Below are 19,263 nucleotides of genomic sequence, written 5' to 3'. Positions count from 1 at the left end.
AGGCGGACATGTCCCAGATCCGACGGCTGAGCGCACTCCTGCTCGCAGCGGCGATCCTGCTCGGCATCCCCTACCTGCTCCTGTGGCACCTGCCCTGGCCGGAGCTGCCGGACTCCTGGGCCGTGGCCGCGGCCCACCTGCGCGGCTGGCGTCTGCCGCCGGGTGTGTTCACCGCACTGCTCATCAGCGTGCTCTGGGCACTGTGGGGCCTGTACACGGCCGGGCTGGCCGTGGAGACCGTGGCCCGCCTGCGCGGCCTTCCACGGAGGCTGCGCCCCCTGGGGCCGCTCCAAGTGGTGGCCGCAGCCGCCGTGGGCACCGTGGCGCTCGCCCCGGCCACGGCTTTCGCCGACGCGGTCACCACACAGGACGACCACGAGGCGGACGGGGAGCAGGACGGCGACGCGCCGTCCGCCCCCGAGGAGGCCCCGTCCGCGCAGCCCGTCGAGAGGGTGCGCACCGTCTCCGGCTTCGGTGTCGGCTCGGCCGAGCTCACCGAGCAGATGCGTGACGACCTCGCGCCCGTCGTGGACATGATCGACTCCTACGGCGACACCGAGACGCCCGTGCGCATCACCGGTCACACCGATCCCACCGGGACAGTCCAGGCGAACCAGGAGCTGTCCGAGCGCCGGGCCCAGGCGGTCGCCGACCACCTCGACGAGGCCTTGGGCGAGGACGCCCCGGAGATGACGGTGGACGGCGTCGGCTCCGAGCAGCCACGCGAGGGCGGCGCCGCCGCCCAGCGCAGGGCCGAGGTCACCTACACCGTCGTCCCGCAGCCGACCTCCCTCCAGTCCCGTGTGATGGCGGCGGCCGAGGCCGAGGAGCCTGCCGCCGCTGCCGGGGCAGGGGAAGCCGCTGACGCCGCCGAGGAGGACGACCCGGTGGAGGCGGCGGCCGCCGCCGCTGCCGAGGCCGCCGCCGAGGACGGCCGCGAGGTGCTGGTCGTGGAGATCCCCGACGGCGCCGTCACCGGTGCCGTGGCGTTCGCCGGCCTGGCCGGGGGATACCTGCTGGGCAAGCGCGGCGTCCGCATGCCCAGCGTGAACCTGAGCCTGCCCCGCCTGCCGAGGGCGTCCCGCCGCCTGGCCCTGACCGCCGGCCCTCCCAGGCCCACCCCCGGGGAGGACATCGACGAGCGCGTGACGGTGGAACTCGACCACGTGCCCGGTCTCGGGATCACCGGTCCGGGCGCCGCCGGGGCCGCCCGGCGCCTCATCGTCAACGCGCTCGACCGCCTCGACCACAACTCCGTGCGCGTGCTGCTCACCGAGGACGACGCCGCCCGGCTGGTGGGCGATCGGGGCCGCGACCTGCTGCGCGCGCACCCCTGCGAGCCCGTGCGGATGGTCGGCACGATGGAGGAGGCACTGAGCGTCCTCCAGCACGAGCTGCACCGGATCGCCGAGGACCGGGAACCGCGGCCAGCCAGCCCCCTGGCCCTGGTGACCGCGCCCGGTTCCGAGCACGAGACCGCGCTGTCGGGCCTGCTGCTGCACGGCCAGCACCAGGGCATCACGGCCGTGATCCTGGGCCGCTGGCCGCTCGGCGGCAGCTGCGTCATCGAGGAGGACGGCCTCATCACCGAGACCAGTCCGCCGCTCAACCCGGTCTTCCACTGCTCCTGGCCCGGTGCGACCGCCGAGGAGGTCATGGACGCCGTCCGTGCCTACCGCCACTCCTCGCCCGCCGTGGAGGAGACCGAGGAGCGCGTGCAGAGCCAGGAGGCCGCCCCGGCGGAGACGGTGGAGGAGGCCGGCTCCTTCGCGGAGCCGTTCCTCGGGGCACTGGGGGAGCAGGCTGTCTCCGCGTCGGCCGAGTCCGTCGAGACGGCTGAGGCGGCCGAGACGGCTGAGGTGACCGAGTCCGCCGAGACTGTCGCGACGGCCCAGGCGGTTGAGCTGACCGAGCCGACCGAGACGGTGGAGTCGGTCGAGTCGGTCGGCACGCCGGAGTCGACCGGGACGGCCGTGCGTGAGAAGGCGGACCGCAAGGCTGGAAAAGCCGCGAAGGCGGCGAAGACCAGGAGGGCCAAGGAGGCCGATGTCGCGGAGGAGGGGTTCTGGGACGTCGACGTCTGGAACACCGACTTCTGGGAGGGCGAGACGCGTGCGGCCAGGAAGGCCGACACCGCACGGACCGGGACCGAGCAGGCCGACGCCGTCCCGTCCGTGTCCGAGCCGTCCGCCGCCGCGTGGTACGAGACCCCGGTGACGGACGAGGCGCGGCACGAGGCCGTGCCGGCGAACACCGCCCGGTCGGATCGTTCTGCCGCCGAGGAGACCGCGGCGCGACCGCCCCTGTCCGAGGTCTCCGCTCCCGCGGAGGCGGTGCCCGAGCCGTCCGCCGCCAGGTGGTCCGAGACCGCGTTGACCGATGCGGAGCGGGGCGGAGCCGTGTCGGCGGACGCCGCGCAGCCGGGCGTCCGGTCGGATCGTTCCGCCGCCGAGGAGACCGCGGCGCGACCGGTCCCGTCCGAGCTGTCCGTCCCCGCGGAGGCGGTCCCCGGGCCGACCGCCGCCGTGCCGCCGGTGTCCGAGGAGCCGGAAGCCCGTAAGGCCGCGTCCGAGCCGACCGTTCCGGAACCGGCCGTGGCCGAGTCGACCGTTCCGGAACCGGCCGTGTCCGGGCACGCGGACGCCGCACGGACGGACATCGCGTCCCCGGCCGCCGGGGCGGACCGCTCCGCCGCGCCCCCGTCCGCGGAGGAGGAGGCTGCCCCCGAGCCGTCCGGTTCCGCTCAGGCGGTTCCGGAGGCTCCGGTGTCCCCGGAGGCCGTGGCGGAACCGTCCCCGGCTGCCGGGCCCGTCACCTCCGAACCCGTTCAGCGGGAGGCCGCCCCCGGGGAACCGGTGTCCGCTCAGCGCGCGCCGGAAGCGTCCACTGCGGAGGAGCCCGCTCCCGTGGCGGCCGAACCCCGACGGCCCTCCGCCGAGCAGTTCGCCTCCGAGCTGTCCCCGTCCGGGGGCAGCGCGTCCCGGGAGCGTGCGGCCGAGGAGAGCGTCCCCGAGCCCGCCGCGCCCCAGGGGGGCGCGCCCGCGCAGTCCACCCCCTCCGAGGAGCCCGTCGCCGCGCGGCCCGCTCCCGGGCGTCCGAGCACGGGCACGGTCCCGTCGGTGGTCGCCTCCCCCGCCCGCGCGGAGCGCCCCGCCCAGAAGAAGCACACGGCGCCTCCCCGGCAGGAGCAGGCCCCCGAGGAGGAACCCGCGCCCCTCCGCAAGGCCGCCAAACGCGCCGTCCGGTCCCGCCGTCCGAGGCCCGATGGGGGCGCGTCCACCCCGGCTGCCCCGGCTGCACAGACCGCCCAGGTCAGGCGGTCCGAGCCGCCCGCCGCCCCCGAGCAGCCCGCGCGTCCCGAACGGGCGCTCGCCCGCGCCCAGCGCGCGGCGAAGTCCGGGACGGCCCGTGCCGACGGCGTCACCAGCAGGGCGGAGCGCCTGGAGAGGCTGAAGAGGGCGGAGCGCAAGAACGCCACCGCCCGTGCCGGAGCCGGCGCCGAGAACCCGGCGACGGACGCCGAGGGCGGGGAGCCGGACGAGGGCAAGTCGTCCCGGCCCCTGCTCCGCAAGCCCAAGAAGGCGGGACGCGGAAGGAGCTGGCGCCCCCGGGAGAACTCCTGACCCCGGGGCCCGGGCCTCACGGAGTGGACGGCCGGAGCCGGCTCCGCACACGGCGGGACCGGTGTGCGCGGCTCCGGCCGCGCCCCTTCACCGGCCCCTCGGGGCGGCGGCACGGGGCCGCTCGCACGGACACCCCGGCCCGGCGGGCCCGCCGGGCCGACAGGCGCGGGTCCCGCGCCCCGGCGGGTCGTCCCCGCCACCGCGTCCGGCGATGGGTAGCATTTTCGTGACTGAAGGTAACTCGTCCCACCAAGCACGGAGAGACCATGCAGCTGCCCTTCAAGACGCGCGACCTGCCCCTCCGGATCATCACGGGGGCGTTCATCCTCAACTCCGGGCTGGACAAGCGCGGCGTCGAGGGGGAGGCGGCCGAGGGCATGCACGGCATGGCGGTCGGGACCTACCCCTTCCTGAGCAAGGTGGATCCCAACACGTTCGTGCGGCTGCTGTCCGCCGGGGAGATCGCCCTGGGCGCCGCCCTGCTCCTGCCGGTCGTGCCCAGCCGCCTCGCGGGCGCCGGCCTCACGGCGTTCGGGGCGTCCCTCCTCGGCCTGTACCTGCGCACCCCGGGCATGCGCCGTCCCCAGAGCCTGCGCCCCACGCAGGACGGGCTCCCCCTGGCCAAGGACTCCTGGCTCCTGGGCGCAGGGCTGAGCCTGCTCCTGGACTGCGACTCCGAGGCCGACCGGTGCGGCTCCCGCCGTCGCCGCTGACGGGGCCGCCCCCGGGGCGGGGCCCGGTCAGGCCCCGGAGCCCACTGAGGGTACGAACACCCGCAGTGCCCCCGGCCGCTTGGTGAAACGGACGTTCTCCGAGCCCTCCAGCACCTCGCCGTCCACGGCGAGCAGCCTCGGCTCGGAGGGGATCGACAGGGTGAGTCCGGTGGTCAGCCGCTCCACGTAGCCGTCGCGCTGCGTGATCTCTCCGAGGAGGACGTCCGCGAGGGCGCGCAGACGGGGGAACGGCTCCCGCGCGCTGAGCACCCGCACGTCCAGGCACCCGTCGTCCAGCCGCTCGCGCAGGGCGGGCACGCGGGCGTGCGTGCGGTAGCGCCCGTTGCCCACGAACGCCCACCACACCAGGGTCCGGCGTCCGTCCACGAGCGCCGGGGTCGGGTCCACCTCCCACAGGTCCTGCCACAGGGCCAGCGCGAACGCGGGCCACTTGCCGATCCGTCCGGCCCACGCGTCCCGCCGCTCCACCATGCGCGGGTAGGAGCCGAACGACGCGGTGTTGAGGAAGATCCTCCCGTCCACCTCGCCCACGTCCACCCGGGCCAGCCGCCCGTCGGAGAAGGCCCGCAACGCGATGTCGACCGACGTCAGTCCCAGGGTGCGGGCGAAGTTGTTGAGGGTGCCGGTCGGGAGCACCAGCAGCGGGCGCCCGTGGTCGAGCGCCGCCTTGGCCGCGGCGTTGACCGTGCCGTCGCCCCCCGCGATCGCCAGGACGTCCGAGGTCCGCGCGGCCTCGTCCAGGACGGCGGGGACGTCGTCGTCCGCCGACATCGGGATGATCCGCGCCTTGGGCAGGGCCCGGGCGACCCGGCTGGTGACGTCGGAGCTGCTCAGCCCGGGCACCGCGCCCGTGGCGGAGCGCGGGTTGACCACCACGGTCGTCCCGGAGCCCTCGGAGTCCACGTCCGCCACGCCGTCGGCCACCGCGTGGGCGCCGAAGACCAGTTCGGGCCGGGCCGGGAGCATCTTGCGCGCCAGCACCGCCGCGCCCGTGCCGATGGCTATCCCGCCCAGGACGTCCCCCGGGTAGTGGACGCCGCTGTGCACGCGGGAGAACGCCACCCCGCTCGCGAGGAGCGCGGCCAGCGCCGACAGGGGCCGGGGCGCGTCCGCCATGATCCCGCCCGCGAACGCGACAGCTGCCGCGGTGTGCCCGGACGGGAACGACGAGCTGCCGTAGTGCTTGTAGGGCGCGCGCGCCTTCGGCACCGCGGAGTTGTCCGGGCGGATCCTCCTGGTGAGCTGCTTGACCACGGCGGAGACCCCGTTGGCGGTCCCGGCGGCGATGATCGCCCGCAGCGCCGTGCGCCGCAGGCGCGGCCCGCCGCTGACCGCCAGGGTCGCCGATATCACGAACCAGGGGGCCATGTTGTCGGTGGCCTGGACGAACTTGGGCGTGTACGGGTCCAGGAGCGGCATCCCCATCCCGGTCACCCGGTCGTAGATCCTCTTGTCCGTCGTCTGTAGACGCCTCAGAAGCCTCATGGCCCCAGAGTGGTGTGCGAGGGGTGAGATGTCCATAAGGGCGCGCCCGGCGTCCGACCGCGGAGAGGGGCCGCGCGGGGCCGGGCCCGGCGTCCCCGCGGTCGGGAGGACGCCGTGGTGGCCGGGGGCGCGGACCGCCCGCGCACCGGTTCCGCCCCCGCCGGTCGGCGCGGGGAACCCCGGCCGGAGGTGTCCCGTCTCACGGGGGTCCGACCGGCCGGTGCCCTACCGGGGGTCGGCCCCGCGCCACCCGGTGCGCGCCCCGCGGGCTTCCCACCGGGGGCGGCCGACGCGGCCCGTCCTGCGCGACAGCGGTCCGGCCGGGCTCCCTCCGGGCACGCGCCCCTCGCCCCGACCGTGCCGCACGCGCGGCCCGGGGCGCCCGTTCCCCGCCCCGACCGTGCCCGTGCCGGGCCTGCCGTCCCCGGCCGCGCCCCGCCCCCATTCATCGCCATCCGGACCAATCCGCGGTCCCGTCGGCACCGAATCACCCACACCACATCGCACACGTGAGTGAGGACGCATGGGCACAGGGCAGCACACCCTCCGGCGGCGCCGCGTCGCCGTCATCGGGTCGGGGGTCTCCGGACTGACGGCCGCGCACATCCTGAACCGGGACGACGACGTCACCCTGCTGGAGGCCGACGACCGCCTGGGCGGGCACGCCCACACCCACCGGGTGGCCGACGCGGGCGGCGGGGAGCTCCGGGTCGACAGCGGCTTCATCGTGCACAACCGCCGGACCTACCCCCGCCTGCTGCGCCTGTTCGACGAACTCGGCGTGCGCACGCAGCCCACCGAGATGAGCATGTCGGTCAGCTGCGACGGCTGCGGCCTGGAGTACGCGGGCGCGCGCGGGCTGCGCGCCATGCTGCCCAACCGCTCCCGGCGCAGCCCCGCCTACCTGCGGATGCTCGCCGAGATCCCCCGCTTCCACCGGGCAGCCCGGGGCCTGCTGGCGTCCGCCCCGGACGGGGCGGACGCCGCGGGGGAGGGGGCCCCGCGCGGCGGCGGGGCCGCCGGGGCGCGCGTGCGAGGGGCAGGGCGGGGCACACGCGGGGTCCGCCGCCCGGCGGGCCGCCGGGCCCCCTCCGCCGGGGCGGGCCCCGGCACGCTCCCGCGCGGGGCACGGCCGGGCACGGACGGGCCCACGCTCGGCGAGTTCGTCCGCCGACACGGGTTCAGCCCGTACATGACGGCCCACTTCCTCCTCCCCCTGGTCTCGGCGGTCTGGTCGTGCCCGCCCGGCGCCGCCACCGACTACCCCGCCCGCTACCTCTTCGCCTTCCTCGCCAACCACGGGATGCTCGGCGTGTGGGGCTCGCCCCGCTGGCGCACCGTCGTGGGCGGCTCCGGCTCCTACGTCGAGCGCATCGCCGGGAACCTGCACGCGGTGCGCACCGGCAGCCCCGTCCGCTCCCTGGCCCGTACCGCCGACGGGGTGCGCCTGCGCACCCCCACCGACACCCTCGACTTCGACGCGGCGGTCGTCGCCACCCACGCCGACCAGGCCCTCGCCCTGCTCGAACGCCCCACCGACGCCGAGCGCGAGGTCCTGGGGGCCTTCGGCTACTCCCGCAACCCGACCCTGCTGCACACCGACACCTCCGTGCTGCCCCGCGACCGCTCCGCCTGGGCCAGCTGGAACCACCGGCTCGCCTCCTGCGAACCCGACCGGGACCCCGTGCGGGTCAGCTACCACATGAACCGGCTCCAGGGCCTGGACGCCGCCGACCAGTACGTGGTCACCCTCAACGGGACCGACAGGGTCGACCCCGCCCGGGTCGTGGCCGCCGCCGACTACGCCCACCCCGTCTACACGCCCGCTGCCCTGGCCGCGCAGCGCCGCCTGCCGGAACTCGACGACGGCGTGGTCGCGTTCGCCGGCGCCCACCACGGCTGGGGCTTCCACGAGGACGGGTGCGCGTCGGGCGTCCGGGCCGCCGCCTCCCTGGGGACCCTCTGGTGAGGCCCGCACCCGCGCCCGCCCTGTACGAGGCGACCGTGCGCCACGTGCGCGTCGAACCCGTGCGCAACGCCTTCGCCCACCGCACCTACTACTGGCTGGTCGACCTGGACGACCTGCCGCGCCCGCCGCTGCCGCTGCGCCTCCTGGCCGGGTTCCGCGCCGCCGACCACGGACCGGCCGGGGGCGCCTCCGCGGGCCCGCCGCGCGCGGACATCGACGGCTACCTCGCCGAGCACGGCGTCGACCTGGAGGGCGGGCGCGTGCTCATGCTCGCCCACGCCCGGGTCCTCGGCCACGTGTTCAACCCCCTGACCGTCTACTGGTGCCACCACCGCGACGGCGGCCTCGCCCGGGTCGTGGCCGAGGTCCACAACACCTACGGCGGGCGCCACCGCTACCTCCTGGAGGTGGACGGGCGCGGCCGCGCGCGGACCGGCAAGGCGCTGTACGTGTCGCCGTTCAACGACGTCGACGGCCACTACCGCGTCAGCCTCCCCGAACCGGGCGAGCGCCTCGCCCTCACCATCGCCCTGCACCGCGAGGGCCGGCCCCCCTTCACGGCCTCCGTGCACGGCGTCCGGCGCCCCGCCACCGCCGCGTCCCTGCTCCTGCGGGCGCTGCGGTACCCCCTCGCACCCCTGGTCGGAGCCCTGCGCATCCGCGTCCAGGGCATCGCACTCCACTTGCGCGGCCTGCCCGTCCGGCCCCGCCCCGACGGGCCGCCGCCCAGCACAGAGGAACGGAAGGCAGCACGGTCATGACCACGACCAGTCCCCACACGCCGCAGGCCCTGGACGCCCGCAGATGGCCCGACGTGGCCCGGGTCCCCGGCGCCCCCCTGCGCGCCCTCGCGGCCCGTGCCCTCACCGGGTACGCCGCCGCGCGAGCGGGCGTCCGCGTGCACACCGGGCCCGAGGACCCCGGCCCGGTGCCGCGGGGCGACCGCTCCGGGGCCCCGGTCCTGTGGCTGCGCGACCCGGACGCCTTCCACCGGCGCCTGGCCGCCGGCGGACTCATCGGCTTCGGGGAGTCCTACATGGCGGGCGAGTGGGACTCGCCCGACCCCGTCGCCCTGCTCACCCGTCTGGCGGGGGACTACGCGAACCTCGTGCCGCGGCCCCTCCGGCCGCTGCGCCACGTCACCCTCCCCCGGCGGCCCCCCTCGGACCGCAACACCCGGGCGGGCGCGCGCCGCCACATCAGCCACCACTACGACCTGTCCAACGACCTGTTCGCGGTCTTCCTGGACCGGACGATGACCTACTCGTCCGGCCTGTTCGCCCGGGACGAGCCGCGCGACCGGAAGACGCTCGCCCGGGCCCAGGAGCGCAAGATCGACCGCCTGCTGGACGGCGCCCGGGTCACCGCGGGCACCCGCCTGCTGGAGATCGGCACCGGCTGGGGCGAGCTCGCGATCCGGGCCGCCCGCCGGGGAGCCCGCGTCACCACCGTCACCCTCTCCGCCGAACAGCGCGACCTGGCGCGCGCCCGCGTCGCCGACGCCGGGGTCGCCGACCTGGTCGAGGTCGAACTGCGCGACTACCGCGACGTACGGGGCGTCCACGACGCCGTCGTCAGCGTGGAGATGGTCGAGGCCGTCGGCGAACGCTACTGGCCGGTCTACTTCGCGGCCCTGGACCGGCTGGTCCGGCCCGGGGGCCGGGTGGCCCTCCAGAGCATCACCATGGAGCACGGCATGATGCGGGCCTCGCGCGGCTCCTACACCTGGATGCACAAGTACGTCTTCCCCGGCGGGCTCATCCCCTCGGTCACCGCCGTCCAGGAGCAGCTGCGGGCCCGCACCTCCCTCGCGGTCGTCGACCGGCTGTCCTTCGGCCGCGACTACGCCGACACCCTGCGCGTGTGGCGGGAGAGCTTCGACGGAGCGGCGGACAGGGTCCGCGAACTCGGCTTCGACGACACCTTCCGCCGCATGTGGTTCTTCTACCTCGCCTACTGCGAGGCCGGATTCCTGTCCGGGATCATCGACGTCGAGCAGATCATCATGGAGCGTGCCCGGTGACCACCGATACCACCACCGCGACCACCGGCCCCGTCGGCACGACCGCGGCGACCGCCCAGGCGCCCGGTGCGGCGGGGGGACCGGGGGCGGGGACCTGCGCCCCGCGCGGCGCCGCCCACTTCCTCGCGCCCCTCGTCGCCGGCCTGTTCAACGGGGTCATGCCCGTCCGGCTGCGCGCCTGGGACGGCAGCGAGGCCGGACCCGCCGACGCGCCGCGCGTGGTCCTGCGCGACCGCGACGCCGTGCGCCACGTCCTGGCCCGCCCCGGCGAGCTCGGACTCGCGCGCGCCTACGTCACCGGCTCGTTCGACGTCGAGGGCGACCTCGCCGACGGGCTGCGCCGCGCCTGGGCGAGCGTCGCCCGCCACGGGACCTCCCTGCCCGGGCCGGTGGAGGCCGCCCGTGCGGCCCGCGCGCTCGTGGCCCTGGGCGTGGTCGGCCCGCCCCCGCCCGCGCCCTCCTCCGAGGCCGCGCTGAGGGGGCGCCGCCACTCGCGCGCACGCGACGCGGCCGCCATCGCCCACCACTACGACGCCGGCAACGACCTCTACGAACTCCTCCTGGACGAGTCCATGGCCTACTCGTGCGCCTACTGGACCAGCGACGACCCCGGCTACACCCTCGCCGACGCCCAGCGGGACAAACTCGCCCTGGTGTGCTCCGAACTCGGCCTGTCCGAGGGCGACCGCCTCCTCGACGTCGGCTGCGGCTGGGGCTCCCTCGCCCTGTACGCCGCCCGGCACCACGGGGCGGCGGTCACCGCCGTCACCCTGTCCGCCCGCCAGCGCGACCACGTCGCCGACCGCGCCCGCGCGGAGGGGCTCGACGGCCTGGTCGAGGTCCGGCTCCAGCACTACGGGGACGTCGACGACACGGGCTTCGACGCCGTCGCCTCCATCGAGATGGGCGAGCACGTGGGGCGCGACGGGTACGCGTCCTTCGCCCGGTCCCTGCGCGCGCGGCTGCGGCCCGGCGGGCGCCTGCTCCTGCAGCAGATGTCCCGGCGCGGCAGGCACCCGGGAGGAGGCCCGTTCATCGAGCGCTACATCGCCCCCGACATGCACATGCGTCCGGTCGGGGAGACGGTCGGCCTGCTGGAGGACGCCGGGCTGGAGGTGCGGGGCGTGCGGGCCATGCGCGAGCACTACGTGCGCACCGCTCGCGCCTGGTCCGCCGAGCTGGAGCGCCGCCACGGGGAGCTGGTGGACCTGGCGGGCGCGGAGTCGGCGCGCGTGTGGCGGCTCTACCTGGCCGGGGGAGCGCTGGCCTTCGAGGAGGGGCGCATGGGCGTGGACCAGGTCCTCGCCGTACGGCCCGACCGCACCCCGTCCTCCTCCGGGCACGCCCGCGCGCAGGGGGCCGGCCGTCCCGCCGGTTCCGGTGGGACGGCCGGGGCAGGGGAGTCCTGCGGGGGCGACCGGTGAACGCCGCCGCGCTCCTGCCCACCCTGGCCGTCTCCGCCGCGGCCGTGGCCGCGCTCATGCTCGCGACCTTCGCCGTCGGCCTGCGCGCGGGGCGGCACAGCGTCGTGGACGCGGCCTGGGGGGCGGCGTTCGTCCTGGTCGCGGCGGCCTGTGTCCTGACCGCGACCGGCGACCCGGACCGTGCCCGGCTCCTGTTCGGGCTCACCGCCGTGTGGGGCGTGCGCCTGGCCGTCCACATCGGACGGCGGGGCCGGGGCGGGGGAGAGGACCCGCGCTACGAGCGCCTGCTCTCCCGGGCCCCCGGCAACCCGCACCTGTACGCCCTGCGGATCGTCTACCTCCTCCAGGGCGCCCTGGTCCTGCTGGTCGCCCTGCCGGTCCAGGCGGCCGCGCACACCACCGCCCCGCTCGGCCCGCTCGCCGCCCTCGGCGTGCTCGTGTGGCTGGCGGGGTTCGTGTTCGAGTCGGTCGGCGACGCCCAGCTGGCCCGGTTCAGGCGCGACCCGGCCAACCGGGGCCGGATCATGGACCGGGGGCTGTGGGCGTGGACGCGCCACCCCAACTACTTCGGCGACGCCTGCGTGTGGTGGGGGCTGTTCCTGGTCGCCCTGGACGGCTCGTGGTGGGTGCTGCTCACGCTGCCCGCGCCGCTGGTGATGACCTACCTCCTCACCCGCGGGTCGGGACAGCGCCTGCTGGACGAGCACATGGCGGGACGGCCCGGCTGGGCCGACTACGCCCGGCGCACCAGCGCGTTCGTCCCCCTGCCGCCGAAACGGGAGGGCGGCCCGCCCCGCTGAGCCGCGTGCCGGCGGCCGTCCCGGGGCCGCGTGCGCCGGGACGGCCCGAGCCCTCGCCCCCGCGTCCCGGCGGCGCGGGGGCGCCGGGGCCTCTTCGACGGTGGCGGGCCCCTCCGCACCCGGGGCCCGGCGCCGAGGCGCCGTGCCCCGCCGCGTCCGTCAGGTCCCGCCGGAGGCCCGGTCCGGGAGCCCGGCGGCGCGCCGCAGACGGGCGAACTCCTCGGTGAGCGGCCCCAGCAGCCAGTGCGCGTTCCGGCCGCTGGGGTTGGGCAGCAGCCACACCCGGGTGTCGCCGATCGACATGTCCTGGGGCCCCACCGCCGCGCGGCGGTCGCCGAAGGCCTCCCGGTAGGCGGTGATCCCCAGGACGGCCAGCCACCGGGGCCGCCGACGCAGGACCTTGGCCCGGAGCCTCTTCCCGCCCTCGACGATCTCCTCCCGGCCCAGCTCCTCCGCCTGGGCCGTGGCCCGCTCCACGAAGTTGGTGATCCCCAGGCCCAGGGCCAGGAACTCCTCCTCCTCGTCGGGCCGGAGCCGCCGTGGGGTGAAGCCGGAACCGTGCAGGGAGGGCCAGAAGCGCGTGCCCGGCTTGGCGAAGTGGTGCCCGACCGCGCCCGCGGTCAGACCGGGGTTGATACCGCAGAAGAGCACGTCGAGGCCGTCCCTCACCACGTCCGGGACCACTCTGCCGCGCGCCGCCTCCAGCTCGGCCCTGCTCGGTCCGGGCGCCCTCCCGGAGGAGGCGCGCGCGGCCGGGCGCGGGGCCCCCGCCTCCGGCGGTGCGTCTCCGGTCCGTTCGCTCGCGTGGTCCATAGACTCCCCTTCCGTGGCCCGGGGCCGGCGGCGCGGGGAACCGCGCCGCTGCCGGTGCCCCTTCCCGGGGCCGCCGCGTCCACACCCCGGGGCGCGGCGCCACCGTGCGGCGGCGCGCCCCGGGGCACCGCCCGGACCGGCGCCCGCGGGCGCGCACGCGGCGCGCCCCGGGCCCCGGGCCCCGGCGAAGTCCGGGAACGGCCTTCGCGGAGTACCTACACCGAGGGGATCTGCCCGCCGTCCACCCGCACCGTCGAACCGGTGACGTAGGCGGCCTGGCGGCTCGCCAGGAACGCGGCCACCGCCCCGTACTCCTCCGTGGTGCCGTAGCGCCCGGCGGGGATCTGGGCGCTCGACTCGCTGCGCACCTCCTCGAACGGGCGGCCCTCGCGCTCGGCGCGGCCCCGGTCCAGCGAGTCCGTGCGGGGCGTGGTGATCCGGCCGGGGACGATGACGTTCACGGTCACCCCGTCCGCCGCCACCTCGTTGGACACCGTCTTGGACCAGGCGTGCAGCGAGGCCCGCAGGGTGTTGGAGATGCCCAGGTTCGGGATGGGCGTGATCGGCCCGGACGAGGTGCTGGTGATGATCCGGCCCCAGCCGCGCTCGCGCATGCCGCCGACCACGGCGTCGGTGAGCCGGATGACGGGCAGGACCATGGACCCGTACATGTCCTCCCACACCCCGGCCTGCTGGCCCAGTGCGGGGGTGGGCGGCGGTCCGCCGGTGTTGTTGACCAGGATGTCGACCGGGCCGAGCTCGGCGGCCACTCTTTCGACGACCCCGGCCGCGCCCCCGTGGTCGGCCAGGTCCCACTCCACGGCCAGCGCGGACACGCCGTGCCCGGCGCACGCCGCGACGGTGGCCTCCAGGCGCTCCTTGTCACGGCCGGTCACGGCCACGTGCGCGCCCTCGGCGGCCAGCGCGACGGCGATGGCCCTCCCCAGGCCGGAGCTGGCCGCGGTGACCAGAGCGACCTTTCCCGCGATCCCCAGATCCATGTCTCTCCTCACGGTTCCTACCAGTGCTGACGGCATCCTGGCAGCACACCTCCCCCGCGGTGAAACCGGGGGCCGATCACCGGACGGCCCCGCCGGGACCGCCGGAGCGCCGCCCGCAGGGCCGGGCCGCCCGGCGCACGCGGCGCGACTCCGGCCCGGGAGGGCGCCCTTCGGAGCGGCGGGGCCGGGCCGCCGCTCCGCGGGGGCGCATACGGGCAGGTCGGACGGGTCGGGGCGGGTCGGGCGGCCCTCACACGGACGGCGGGGGAGGGGTGCCGGGACGGACCCCGGTCCGCCCTCCCCGCGCCCGACCCGGTGGGGGCCCCGGCGCGGGAAAACCACGGGACCGCTCCGGGACCGCTCCGGGACCGCCGCGACGCGTGGCGCCGCCGCCGTCCGGCCACCGGACGGGGCCGCCCCCGGCCGCCCCCGGGACGGCGGAGCCCCGCCCGGGAACGGGACGGCGGTGGGGGAGCACGGGGCTTCGGGGGCCTGAGCACAGGGGGCGGGGCCGGGCGGTCGCCCGGCCCCGCCCCCTGCCCGGCGGGTCAGCCCCCGTGCGGGACCACCACGGCCCGTCCGGAGACCTCGCCCGCCTCCAGCTTCCGGTACGCCTCCAGGGCGTCCTCCATGCCGAACCGCTCCACGTCGGGACGGATCTGCCCCGCCCGGTACATGTCCACGACCTCCCACAGGTCCTCCACCGTGCCCCAGTAGGTGTTGGTGATGTAGGACTCGTAGGGGGTGGTGAAGAACGAGAACTCGCGGGTGCCGCCCGCGATGCCCACGACCGTCAGCCGGCCGCCCTGGGCCAGCGTGTCCGCCGCCGTCGCGATGGTCGGGGTGATGCCCACGAAGTCGAAGGCGGCGTCCACGCCCCGGCCGCCGGTGATCTCGCGGATCTCCTCCGCCTGCCGGGCGCCCGCCCCGACGGTGATCGCCCCGTTCTGCTCCGCCCGCGCCCGGGCCTCGGGCTTGACGTCGGTCGCGATCACGGTGGCCCCGGTCAGCGCGCGCAGGATCTGCACGCCGATCTGCCCCAGCCCTCCCAGGCCGATGACCAGGGCGTGGCGGCCCCCGCCCTCCAGGTGCGGCAGCGCCTGCTTGACGGCGTGGTACGGGGTCAGCCCCGCGTCGGACAGCGGCGCCGCGTCCACCGGGTCGGCGTCGCCGAGCGGGACGAGGTGGTGCTCGGGCACGGTCACGTACTCGGCCATGCCGCCGTCGCGGCCGAGACCGACCGCCATGTAGGGCATGGTCGCGACGTTCTCGCAGTAGGTGTCCTGGCCCTTGGCGCACTTGCGGCAGTGGCCGCAGCCGATCGGGCCGTAGGCCAGGTAGGCCTCGCCGACCTTCACGCGCTCGCTCACGCCGTCGCCGAGTTCCTCGACCCACCCGGCGTTCTCGTGGCCCAGGACGAACGGCGGTCTCTGCGCCCCCGGCTGCCCCTCCTTGAAGTGGCGGTAGACGCTCACGTCGGAGTGGCACGCGCCCGCGCCGGCGACCCGGAGCAGGACCTCCCCCGGACCGGGAGAGGGCTTGGGGACGTCGGTGAGTGACGGAAACTGCTCGTAGTTCTCGAAGACCACGGCTCGCATAGGGCGCTCCCCCAACTGTCACAGGGACACGTCGGCGCGCACGTGCGGCACTCTCCGTGTCCGGTCGGCCGCTCGACGCTATCAGCGCAGCTGGCGGAAGTCTGTCAATGAACGTCCCGAAAAGCGTTCGTTGTTTTTGACCCGGACGATGAGTTCCCGGCCCTCTCCTGGTCCGTACACATGAACGAAAAATCCAGGAGAAAGGTCGCGATGAACGGCAAGACACGGACCGGCGGAGCGCCTCCGCGCGCGGACGGACGGACCTGGCTCGGCCTCGCGGTGCTGGCCCTGCCCACCCTGCTGCTCTCCCTGGACATGAGCGTCCTCTACCTGGCCCTGCCGCACCTGGCGGCCGACCTGGAGCCCAGCGGCCCCCAGCTGCTCTGGATCATGGACGTCTACGGCTTCATGATCGCCGGGTTCCTCGTCACCATGGGGACCCTCGGCGACCGGGTCGGGCGCAGGCGGCTGCTGATGATCGGCGCCGCCGTCTTCGGGCTCGCCTCCGCCGCCGCGGCGTTCTCGCCCACCGCCGAGGCGCTCATCGCCGCCCGCGCGCTCATGGGCGTGGCCGGGGCCACCCTCATGCCCTCCACCCTCGCCCTGATCAGCAACATGTTCACCCACCCGGGACAGCGGGCGGTCGCCGTCTCCGTGTGGACGAGCTGCTTCATGGGCGGCACCGCCTTCGGCCCGGTCGTCGGGGGCCTGTTCCTCCAGTGGTTCTGGTGGGGCTCGGTCCTCCTGCTCGGCGTGCCCGTCATGGTGCTGCTGCTGGTCTGCGCGCCCCTGCTCCTGCCCGAGTTCCGGGACCCGGAGCCGGGCCGCCCCGACCTGTTCGGCGTCGCCCTGTCCCTGGCCGCGATCCTGCCCGTCGTCTACGGCCTCAAGGCCGCCGCGGGCGGAGGCCCCCTCCTGGCGCCCCTGGCCTCCGTCGCCGTCGGACTCGCGGTGGGAGCGGTGTTCGTCCGCCGCCAGCTGCGCCTGACGGAGCCGCTGCTGGACCTGAGGCTGTTCCGCCGCCCCGGGTTCGCCCCCTCCCTGGGGGTGATGATGGTCGGCGCCGTCGCCATGGGCGGCACGTTCCTGCTGCTCAGCCAGTACCTCCAGCTGGTCGCCGGGCACTCGCCGCTGGTGGCCGGCCTGTGGCAGGCGCCCCCGGCGCTCGCCATGGTCGCGGCCACCCTGGTGGCCGCGCCCCTGGCGGCCCGGATCGGGCGCGCCAACGTCATCGGCGGCGGCATGTTCGTCAGCGCCGCCGGGTTCGTCCTGCTGTTCCTGGTCCCCGCGGAGCAGGGCACCCCCGTCGTCGTCACCGGGCTCCTCCTGGCCTCGATCGGCCTCGGGCCCGGGGCCGCCCTGCTCACCGACATCGTCGTGGGGGCGGCGCCCAAGGAGCGCGCCGGCGCCGCCGCCGCCATGTCCGAGACCAGCGGGGAGTTCGGCATCGCCATGGGCGTGGCCCTCCTGGGCAGCCTCGCCGCCGCCGTCTACCGCACCGGGACCGCCGTCCCCGAGGGCGTCCCCGACCGGGCGGGGGAGACCCTCGCCGGGGCCGTCGCCGTCGCCGCGGAACTGCCCGCCGACCTGGCAGCCCAGCTGCTCGGGCCCGCTCGGGAGGCGTTCACCCTGGGCCTCAACGCGGCCGGGGCGGTCGGCGCCGCGGCCATGGTCGTCTTCGGGACGGTCGCCCTCGTGCTCCTGCGCTCCGCACCGTCCGCGGAGGACGCGGTCGGGGGAACCGGCGACGACGGCGACGGCGGCGGCCCCGGAACAGGGGCGCCGCCGGCGGACGACGGGTCCGCGAGGGTTCCCGCGGCGGCCGATGAGTCCTGACCCCCGACCGGGTCTGTACGGGTGGGAGCCCGGAACGCCCGGGACGACACCCCGCCGCCCACCCTTCCGGGAAGCGGCGCCGACAACCCGCGGAGGACACCATGGCCCGCCCCAACCTCGACAGCATGCTCCTGGCCACCACCGACCCCGACCGGCTGCACGCCTGGTACGCCGCCGTTCTGGACCCTCAGGCCGACGACTCCATGGACGGCTACCGGGTCCTGCGGTTCGGCGCCTTCCACCTGCTCATCGACCGCCGGGACGACGTCGGCCCCGCCTCCGCCGAGCCCTCCCGGATGATCCTCAACTTCGACGTGGACGACGCCCGCGCCGTCGCCGCCCGCATGGACGGGGCGGGGACCGAGTGGCTCGCGCCTCTGGAGGACCGCGACGGCAGCCTGTTCGCCACCGCCAAGGACCCCGACGGCAACCTCGTCCAGATCATCCAGCTCAGCGAGGAGCACCGCGCCGAGATGGAGGACGGCGCGTGAGCGGGACACGCCCGTCCCCGACAGCGACACTGTGACCAGCTCGAACGCCGACATGAGGGAGAACGCCATGTTCGACACCACGAGGGCCTTCGCGTCCTTCGCCGTCCCCGACGCCGCGAGGGCGCGCGCCTTCTACGGCGACACCCTCGGCCTGGCCGTGGGCCCCGTCGAGGGCATGGAGGACGAGGGCCTGTTCAACATCGACCTGGGGGAGGGGCGGGCGGTCCTCGTCTACCCCAAGCCCGACCACGAGCCCGCCGTGTTCACCGTGCTCAACCTCGTCGTCGACGACGCCGAGGCGGCCGTGGACGAACTCGCCCGGCGGGGCGTGCCCACACTGCGCTACGACGGGTTCGACCAGGACGCCAAGGGGATCGTGCACGGCGGCCCCACGGTGGCGTGGTTCGCCGACCCGTTCGGCAACGTGTGTTCTGTCATCCAGGAGGCGTAACGTGACAGCCGTGGTGGAAAACGCGTCCGACCAGGAGTTCGCCAGGCTCGCCGACCCCTACCGGCGCGAGCTGTACGCGCACTGCTACCGCATGCTCGGTTCGGTGCACGACGCCGAGGACCTGGTCCAGGAGACCTACCTGCGCGCCTGGAAGGGCTTCGACCGGTTCGAGGGCCGCTCCAGCCTGCGCACCTGGCTCCACCGGATCGCCACCACGGCCTGTCTCACCGCCCTGGAGAGGCGCCGCAGGCGCCCCCTGCCCACCGGGCTCGGCGGGCCCTCCGCACCCGACGGGGAGCTCGCCGACCGCCCGGAGGTCCCCTGGCTGGAACCGGTGCCCGACGCCCTGGTCGGCGCGGACGACCCCGGCGCGGTCGTGGCCGCGCGCGAGAGCGTGCGCCTGGCCCTGGTCGCCGCGCTCCAGTACCTCCCGGCCAAGCAGAGGGCGGTGCTGATCCTGCGCGACGTCCTGCGGTTCAGCGCCGCCGAGGTCGCGGACGTCCTGGACACCTCCGTGCCCGCCGTCAACAGCCTGCTCCAGCGGGCCCGCGCCCACCTGGCGCGCGAGGCGCCCACCGAGGAGGCGGTGTCCGAGCCGCCGCCGGGCCAGGGCGAGATCCTCGCCAGGTACGTGGAGGCCTTCGAGGCCTACGACATCCCCGCGATCACCGAGCTGTTCACCGCCGACGCGGTGTTCGAGATGCCTCCGTACACCACGTGGGTGCGCGGGGCGCGGGACATCGGCCGCCTCATCTCCACGCACTGCCCGGCCTCCGGTCCCGGCGACATGGTCCTGCTGCCGACCCGCGCCAACGGACAGCCCGCCTTCGCGGTGTACATGCGCGGCGGCGACGGCGTCCACCGGGCGTTCGGGCTCCAGGTCCTGGACCCGGTCCCGGAGGGGGTCGCCCACACGGTGATGTTCTTCGACACCTCCCTCTTCCCGCACTTCGGCCTGGCGCCGAGCCTGTAGCGGTCGGCGGTCCGGGACCGGGACCGGGACCGCGGGGCCGGG

At 76.0% G+C, this 19,263-nt stretch carries 15 protein-coding genes; 11 read left to right on the top strand and 4 right to left on the bottom strand.

The genetic code is table 11. From position 1 onward, the window contains the following. Positions 1 to 8: 8 nt before the first annotated feature. Both ACQPYD_RS22835 and ACQPYD_RS22830 read left to right on the top strand, forming a co-directional pair. Positions 9 to 3,623: an OmpA family protein gene (locus tag ACQPYD_RS22835; protein ID WP_433697611.1), complete on the top strand. Its 3,615-nt coding sequence runs from the start codon at positions 9 to 11 to the stop codon at positions 3,621 to 3,623. A gap of 266 nt (positions 3,624 to 3,889) precedes the next feature. Next, a complete protein-coding gene (locus tag ACQPYD_RS22830; protein WP_433697610.1) occupies positions 3,890 to 4,336 on the top strand; it encodes a hypothetical protein in 447 nt (148 codons plus the stop codon). Positions 4,337 to 4,363: 27 nt separating this feature from the next. On the opposite strand, the gene ACQPYD_RS22825 is transcribed toward ACQPYD_RS22830, so the two are convergent. After that, entirely contained in the window at positions 4,364 to 5,842 is a 1,479-nt protein-coding gene (locus ACQPYD_RS22825; protein ID WP_433697609.1) for a bifunctional phosphatase PAP2/diacylglycerol kinase family protein, read from the bottom strand. A 523-nt stretch (positions 5,843 to 6,365) separates the two neighbouring features. Between ACQPYD_RS22825 and ACQPYD_RS22820 the strand changes: the two genes are divergently transcribed. Genes ACQPYD_RS22820 through ACQPYD_RS22800 form a run of 5 tightly spaced genes read left to right on the top strand, consistent with a single transcriptional unit; the run spans position 6,366 to position 12,058 of the window. Continuing rightward, complete coding sequence (locus tag ACQPYD_RS22820) at positions 6,366 to 7,811, top strand: NAD(P)/FAD-dependent oxidoreductase (RefSeq protein WP_433697608.1); 1,446 nt, start codon at positions 6,366 to 6,368, stop codon at positions 7,809 to 7,811. Further along, positions 7,808 to 8,572 (top strand): DUF1365 domain-containing protein, encoded by a 765-nt coding sequence (locus tag ACQPYD_RS22815; protein WP_433697607.1) that lies wholly within the window; start codon positions 7,808 to 7,810, stop codon positions 8,570 to 8,572. Before ACQPYD_RS22820 ends, ACQPYD_RS22815 begins: the two co-directional genes overlap by 4 nt. Beyond that, on the top strand, positions 8,569 to 9,834 hold the full coding sequence (locus tag ACQPYD_RS22810) for a class I SAM-dependent methyltransferase (protein ID WP_433697606.1): 1,266 nt from the start codon (positions 8,569 to 8,571) through the stop codon (positions 9,832 to 9,834). Before ACQPYD_RS22815 ends, ACQPYD_RS22810 begins: the two co-directional genes overlap by 4 nt. Further along, positions 9,831 to 11,258: a class I SAM-dependent methyltransferase gene (locus ACQPYD_RS22805; RefSeq protein ID WP_433697605.1), complete on the top strand. Its 1,428-nt coding sequence runs from the start codon at positions 9,831 to 9,833 to the stop codon at positions 11,256 to 11,258. The genes ACQPYD_RS22810 and ACQPYD_RS22805 overlap by 4 nt, the downstream gene beginning before the upstream one ends. Before the next feature lie 56 nt (positions 11,259 to 11,314). Next, positions 11,315 to 12,058, top strand: a complete 744-nt coding sequence (locus ACQPYD_RS22800) for a DUF1295 domain-containing protein (protein WP_433702106.1) — start codon at positions 11,315 to 11,317, stop codon at positions 12,056 to 12,058. A 159-nt stretch (positions 12,059 to 12,217) separates the two neighbouring features. Here the strand turns inward: ACQPYD_RS22800 and mug are convergent, their stop codons facing one another. The 3 genes from mug to ACQPYD_RS22785 all read right to left on the bottom strand — a co-directional run bounded on the left by mug (position 12,218) and on the right by ACQPYD_RS22785 (position 15,470). Then, positions 12,218 to 12,763, bottom strand: a complete 546-nt coding sequence (gene mug / locus ACQPYD_RS22795; protein WP_355014547.1) for a G/U mismatch-specific DNA glycosylase — start codon at positions 12,761 to 12,763, stop codon at positions 12,218 to 12,220. A 323-nt stretch (positions 12,764 to 13,086) separates the two neighbouring features. Next, the gene (locus tag ACQPYD_RS22790; protein ID WP_433697604.1) at positions 13,087 to 13,872 is read right to left on the bottom strand and encodes an SDR family oxidoreductase; all 786 of its coding nucleotides are present in this window, start codon (positions 13,870 to 13,872) and stop codon (positions 13,087 to 13,089) included. Positions 13,873 to 14,420: 548 nt separating this feature from the next. Then, positions 14,421 to 15,470: an NAD(P)-dependent alcohol dehydrogenase gene (locus ACQPYD_RS22785; protein WP_433697603.1), complete on the bottom strand. Its 1,050-nt coding sequence runs from the start codon at positions 15,468 to 15,470 to the stop codon at positions 14,421 to 14,423. Positions 15,471 to 15,680: 210 nt separating this feature from the next. On the opposite strand from ACQPYD_RS22785, the gene ACQPYD_RS22780 reads away from it, so the two are divergent. The 4 genes from ACQPYD_RS22780 to ACQPYD_RS22765 all read left to right on the top strand — a co-directional run bounded on the left by ACQPYD_RS22780 (position 15,681) and on the right by ACQPYD_RS22765 (position 19,221). Further along, the gene (locus ACQPYD_RS22780) at positions 15,681 to 17,306 is read left to right on the top strand and encodes an MFS transporter (RefSeq protein ID WP_433697602.1); all 1,626 of its coding nucleotides are present in this window, start codon (positions 15,681 to 15,683) and stop codon (positions 17,304 to 17,306) included. 101 nt (positions 17,307 to 17,407) lie between these two features. After that, positions 17,408 to 17,797: a VOC family protein gene (locus tag ACQPYD_RS22775; RefSeq protein ID WP_433697601.1), complete on the top strand. Its 390-nt coding sequence runs from the start codon at positions 17,408 to 17,410 to the stop codon at positions 17,795 to 17,797. 67 nt (positions 17,798 to 17,864) lie between these two features. After that, on the top strand, positions 17,865 to 18,248 hold the full coding sequence (locus ACQPYD_RS22770; RefSeq protein ID WP_433702105.1) for a VOC family protein: 384 nt from the start codon (positions 17,865 to 17,867) through the stop codon (positions 18,246 to 18,248). Between the two features lies 1 nt (position 18,249). Continuing rightward, complete coding sequence (locus ACQPYD_RS22765) at positions 18,250 to 19,221, top strand: sigma-70 family RNA polymerase sigma factor (RefSeq protein ID WP_433697600.1); 972 nt, start codon at positions 18,250 to 18,252, stop codon at positions 19,219 to 19,221. Positions 19,222 to 19,263 lie beyond the last annotated feature (42 nt).

Origin of the sequence: Nocardiopsis sp. CA-288880, assembly GCF_050955985.1 — a bacterium.
Lineage (GTDB): Bacteria > Actinomycetota > Actinomycetes > Streptosporangiales > Streptosporangiaceae > Nocardiopsis > Nocardiopsis tropica.
The sequence above is the reverse complement of the archived record's forward strand: the minus strand, read 5'-3'. Positions and strand labels throughout refer to the sequence as shown.

What these genes read in the sequence shown, in the direction of transcription:
- ACQPYD_RS22835 (WP_433697611.1), top strand. Translation starts at nt 9, where the DNA reads ATGTCCCAGATCCGACGGCTGAGCGCACTCCTGCTCGCAGCGGCGATC.
- ACQPYD_RS22830 (WP_433697610.1), top strand. Translation starts at nt 3,890, where the DNA reads ATGCAGCTGCCCTTCAAGACGCGCGACCTGCCCCTCCGGATCATCACG.
- ACQPYD_RS22825 (WP_433697609.1), bottom strand. Translation starts at nt 5,842, where the DNA reads ATGAGGCTTCTGAGGCGTCTACAGACGACGGACAAGAGGATCTACGAC.
- ACQPYD_RS22820 (WP_433697608.1), top strand. Translation starts at nt 6,366, where the DNA reads ATGGGCACAGGGCAGCACACCCTCCGGCGGCGCCGCGTCGCCGTCATC.
- ACQPYD_RS22810 (WP_433697606.1), top strand. Translation starts at nt 8,569, where the DNA reads ATGACCACGACCAGTCCCCACACGCCGCAGGCCCTGGACGCCCGCAGA.
- ACQPYD_RS22800 (WP_433702106.1), top strand. Translation starts at nt 11,315, where the DNA reads ATGCTCGCGACCTTCGCCGTCGGCCTGCGCGCGGGGCGGCACAGCGTC.
- ACQPYD_RS22790 (WP_433697604.1), bottom strand. Translation starts at nt 13,872, where the DNA reads ATGGATCTGGGGATCGCGGGAAAGGTCGCTCTGGTCACCGCGGCCAGC.
- ACQPYD_RS22785 (WP_433697603.1), bottom strand. Translation starts at nt 15,470, where the DNA reads ATGCGAGCCGTGGTCTTCGAGAACTACGAGCAGTTTCCGTCACTCACC.
- ACQPYD_RS22780 (WP_433697602.1), top strand. Translation starts at nt 15,681, where the DNA reads ATGAACGGCAAGACACGGACCGGCGGAGCGCCTCCGCGCGCGGACGGA.
- ACQPYD_RS22775 (WP_433697601.1), top strand. Translation starts at nt 17,408, where the DNA reads ATGGCCCGCCCCAACCTCGACAGCATGCTCCTGGCCACCACCGACCCC.
- ACQPYD_RS22770 (WP_433702105.1), top strand. Translation starts at nt 17,865, where the DNA reads ATGTTCGACACCACGAGGGCCTTCGCGTCCTTCGCCGTCCCCGACGCC.